Raw genomic sequence first — 5,014 nt, forward strand, 5'->3', positions numbered from 1 at the left:
AAGGCCTTTGCTGCTGCGCCTTAGCTGTCGACAGTGCCGGATTGATCCGATCAGGCGACAGTGCTGAAACAGTTGCAAGAACCGGATCGCTGCCTACGGCCACCACCAAGTCTGACATCTGATCGGACAGGCAACTGTTGACTGATGCCCGCGTCGAAGCGTGGCTTATGTTCAGCATTGGCCCTGCACTGTTTGGCTTCATCTCAGGGCATCTGGCATGCTCCGGCCGGGCTGCCGGCTCCTGACAATCTACACGAACGCGCCTTGGGAGATGCGAACGCCACCGTCCTCAGAAAGTTCTCGTCCGTGCTGGCAATTGTTCTGAGCGTTGGCTCCACTGAAGATTACCAGCTTTGAAATCCTACGGGGTGTGGACAACCCCATGCGCAAGCGCCTTCCCGCCTTTGCAATGTTTCACAGCGCCCATGCTCGGCACTCAGTGGCCGACACCGACGCCTTCACGAGAGTGCTGGCAGATTTTTCCAGCGTGGCTAAAAGGGCCGAGTTGGCGGAGTGTTAAGCGCAGTCTCATGGCAAGTGATCATTTGGAAACCCTGGCCCAGACGCTGGAAGCAACAGGAGACTACCGGATTATCCGCCGCCTGAGGCCACGCATCAATGCCTCGCCGCCTCCTGGACTGCCGGTGCGCCTTGGTTTGATGGTCGATGTGGAAACCACCGGGCTCGATTATCGCCGCGATGAGATCATCGAGCTTGCCATGACGCCGTTTACGTACAGTCTGGACGGAACCATCTACAGCGTGGGAGAGAGTTTCCAGAGCCTGCGCCAGCCAAGCGAACCCATCACGCCGGAGATCACCGCGATCACCGGCATTACCAATGAGATGGTGGAGGGCCGGAGCATCGATCCCGCCGAGGTTGCTACCTTTGCGAGCCCGGCCTCGCTCGTCATTGCCCATAACGCCGCATTCGACCGCCGTTTCCTGGAGCGGTTCAGCGATGTTTTCACAACCAAGCCTTGGGCCTGCTCGCTCAGCCAGATCGACTGGAGTGCCGAAGGCTATGAAGGCTCCAAGCTCGCCTATCTCGCTCAGGCCGCCGGCTTCTTCTATGACAAGCACCGAGCAATGCATGACTGTCTGGCCACAATTGAACTTCTGGCAATGCCCCTGCCCCGGTCTCAAGTGACAGGACTCAGGCACCTTCTGGCGCGTGCGCGCGTTGCCAGCTGGCGCATCTGGGCCGAGAACTCTCCCTTTGAACTCAAGGAGCAGCTGAAGGCACGCGGATACCGGTGGAATGGGGAGCCGGGGCCTCAGCCGCGCGCCTGGCATATCGACATTCCGGAGCCTGAACTTGAGGCGGAGCTTCGGTTTCTCAAGACAGAGATCTACTGCCGCGATATCGATCTCCTTATCCGTCGGATTGACGCCTATGATCGCTTTTCGGACCGAATCTGAGCGCGATAAGGCACGCAGCCAGAGTGGCAAAGCAACCAAAGCGGGCAGCCAGCAAGGCTATGATGCAGGGAAAAGGGTAAAAGACGCAGGCAACACGCCATAGCCGATACGCACCTGCCCCTTGTCTCGCCGATGCCTCCGAAGGGTTCGGGCGCATGCCCTGGCGCGGTTCGGCCCAATTCTGACTTATCTTACTGCCACACACATGCCGAACGCCAGGTCGATCAGTCCATCACTGGACGCATGCGTTTCCATCGAGCTTTGCGCCGGAGACACCATGGAGCCCCAGAGTGATTTGGCCCCATCAGAGACTTGTCTGGCCCCTCTCAAATCCGGCCCGACCGGAGCATGAGGCAAGGTCCTCTCCTGGTCGGGAGGGTTCCGCACGTGGCCGCTCCGTTCAGCACGCTATCCCGCACACGACCGGCACGGACCTTATGACTTATGTGGCTGCCGGTCATCAAGGCAAACTCCAGAGGCGGCACGCTGCTGGCAGGTTTTTAACCTTCAAAATTACTTCAACCTGACTGGTCAACGCCAAGGATCGTACTAGTCTGTGAATTTCGCAGAGCTGAGTGATAACGAATGAACCAGACAGTTGTTTACGCGGATTGCTGATCATGACCGGAACAGATCTGCCGCCCGATGCCTTTGCTCACCGGGGTCCCGAACCTGCCTGCGCAGCCGAGCTCTACCGTGCCTTTTGGGAAAGCGCCACGGACGGCGTGTGTCTGGTGTCTGAGGATGGGCTGATCATCTACACAAACCCGGCCCAGGACAGCATGTATGGTTGTCGCGCCGGCGAACTCATTAATCGTCATATCGCCACTCTCAGCGCCTATCCTGAGGCACAAAGTCTGCGCCGGATGGCGCTGGTGGCGCGCCATGTCGCGGCAAAGGGCCAGTGGAAAGGCGAATGGCGTCACTGTCGCAAGGACGGGACCTCATTTATCGCCGCCTGTCATGTAAGCGCCTTCCGGGCCGACGACGTGAGCTACTGGCTCTGCATTACAGGCCAGGCTCAGGCCTCTCTGCGACGATGCTCCAGTCAGCTGCAGGCCATTACCGAAGCCGCGCTGGTGATCGCGCAGGCTCCGACGCTTGATGAGAAGCTCAAGCACATTGTCAGGGCTGCCCGGCAGATCATCGGCGCACGTCGGAGCGACATCAGCCTCGCCACTGCAACCGCGGATGGTCCCTTGCATCCCATGCCCGCTGCCGGGGATCAGCTCGCTGCACCGCTGATCGCCAGCACTGGCCGCAGCCTTGGGCAGCTCCGGCTCTATGGCAACAGGAAGGGCACTGGCTTCGACGCTGTGGATGAGGCGCTGCTTGGTCAGCTTGCGCAGCTGGCCTCAGCCAGCATCGAACAGGCGCAGGTCAGCATGGAGCTTCGCGAGCGGGAAGCCGAGCTTGCGACCGAGGTCTCGGCGCTGCGCAAGCTGCAAGAGGTCAGCACATTGCTGCTTCGAGACGACACGGCCGACGCAATCTTTGATCACATCCTCACGGCGGCGGTTGACCTCATGAGCGCAGACTGCGCCAGCATCCAGATGCTGGACCCCGAAAGCGGGACATTGCGCCTGCTCGGCTTCCGCGGCTTTCACGCGGCTTCGGCCGAGGCATGGCGCCTGGTAGATGCGGTGTCGGAGAGCACCTGTGGCGCAGCGCTCAGGAACAGCGGCCGCGTGGTGATCCCTGACGTGGAAACCTGCGAGGCCATGGCGGGCAGCGCCGATCTGGAGGCCTATCGGCGGTCCAGGATCCGGGGCGTTCAGTCTACTCCTCTCCTGTCACGGTCGGGCGAACTGGTGGGGATGATTTCGACCCACTGGCGCCAGCCGCACACGCCGAGCGAGCGCGACCTGCGCATTTTCGACCTCCTGGCCCGTCAGGCAGCCGATGCCATCGAGCGCAAGGCGGCGGAAGAGGCCCTGCGCATTCGAGGCAAGGAGTTCGAGACCCTGGCCGACAACATCCCGGCGCTGTGCTGGATGGCCGATGCAGATGGAAACGTGCACTGGTACAACGAGCGCTGGTACCATTATTCCGGTGCCAGCTTTGCGGACATCAAGGGCTGGGGCTGGACGGCGCTCGTCGCCGCGGAGGTGCGGCCGCTCGTCATGAAGCGCTGGCAGCACTCTGTTGCAACCGGTGAGCCGTTCGAGATGACATTCCCGATCAAAAGCGCCGATGGGGCCTATCGCCCGTTTCTGACCCGCGGCGTGCCGATCCATGACACGGACCGGCGTATCATCCGCTGGTTCGGGACGAACGTTGATGTCCAAGAGCAGGTAGAAGTCGAGCGCGTTCTGGAGCAGCGGGTCAGGGAGCGTACCCGCGAGCTGCGTCATGCCAATGCCCGCCTCGAGGCTGAGATGGCGGAGCGCGAGCGGGCTGAGACCGCGCTGAGGCAGGCTCAGAAGATGCAGGCGGTCGGCCAGCTTGCAGGCGGCATTGCTCATGATTTTAATAACCTGTTGGGTGCAATCGTCGGTTCTCTTGATCTGATGCGTCGCCAACCGGATGATCCGGAGCGCGTGCGCCGGTTCACATCGATCGCCTTGCAGGCTGCCGAGCGAGGCACCCGGCTGACAGGCCAGTTGCTCGCTTTTGCCCGCGTCCAGCGCATCGAGCAGAAGCCTTTGCATCTGCACGATCTGTTCACCAACCTGCGCGATCTTCTGGGCCGAATGCTGGGGCCCATGGTTCAGCTGACGCTCGACCTCGATCCCGAGCCCGCCATGGTCCTGTCAGACCAGACACAGATCGAAATGGCCATCCTCAACCTCGCGATCAACGCACGCGATGCGATGCCGGACGGCGGCCATTTGACGATCGCGACACGGCCATGGCGGAGCGCTGGGGATGCGGAACTGGCCGCGGGAGATTATATCGAGCTTGCGGTGACGGACACCGGTTGCGGCATGGCGCCCGATGTTGCCGCGCGGGCATTCGAGCCGTTCTTTACCACCAAGGACGTCGGACAGGGCACGGGGCTGGGGCTTGCGCAGGTTTACAGCATCGCCCGCCAATCCGGCGGCACTGCCCGCCTCGAAAGCCGGCCGGGCGGCGGCACCACCGTGCGCCTCTACCTGCCCAGGACCGATCTTTCTGTGGACGCCGCCCAGCGGCGCGGCCCTAAACGCCGAGCCGAAGCCGGGGAGCCGGCGATGATCCTGGTGGTGGACGATGATCCGGACCTTCGGCGCGTGCTCGTCGCTTCGCTTGAAGCGTTCGGCTTTGGCGTTATAGAAGCGCCCGACGGGCCAACTGCGCTCTCGCTGCTGGCCTCAGCGCAGCCCGACCTGCTGCTGGTGGATTTTGCCATGCCGGGCATGAACGGGGCAAAGCTGGCAGATATGGCCCGCCGCTTGCAGCCCGACTTGCCCGTGGTCTTCGTGAGCGGCTATGCCGACACCGCTGCGGTCGAGAAGCTCGTCGGACCGGAGGCGTCGGTTCTGCGCAAGCCGTTCCTTGTCGACGAGCTTGAAGACATGGTGGCAGCGGCCCTGAATTCTGGGCCGGAATAGCCTTGGCAATCTGACCGATCGGCTCGGCGCTGCGGGCTCTTTTGCAAGCCGAGCGCGCAG

2 protein-coding genes are annotated in these 5,014 nt (G+C 62.1%); both read left to right on the forward strand.

Annotation, left to right across the window (positions count from 1 at the left end):
• The first annotated feature begins 530 nt into the window (after positions 1 to 530).
• On the forward strand, positions 531 to 1,421 hold the full coding sequence (locus VIG90_RS07365; RefSeq protein WP_331592846.1) for a 3'-5' exonuclease: 891 nt from the start codon (positions 531 to 533) through the stop codon (positions 1,419 to 1,421).
• A 620-nt stretch (positions 1,422 to 2,041) separates the two neighbouring features.
• Entirely contained in the window at positions 2,042 to 4,954 is a 2,913-nt protein-coding gene (locus tag VIG90_RS07370; protein ID WP_331592847.1) for a PAS domain S-box protein, read from the forward strand.
• Positions 4,955 to 5,014 lie beyond the last annotated feature (60 nt).

Source organism: Pedomonas sp., assembly GCF_036515995.1.
Lineage (GTDB): Bacteria > Pseudomonadota > Alphaproteobacteria > Sphingomonadales > Sphingomonadaceae > Pedomonas.

Coding starts and splice junctions, on each gene's coding strand:
- VIG90_RS07365 (WP_331592846.1), top strand. CDS start 531: ATGGCAAGTGATCATTTGGAAACCCTGGCCCAGACGCTGGAAGCAACA.
- VIG90_RS07370 (WP_331592847.1), top strand. CDS start 2,042: ATGACCGGAACAGATCTGCCGCCCGATGCCTTTGCTCACCGGGGTCCC.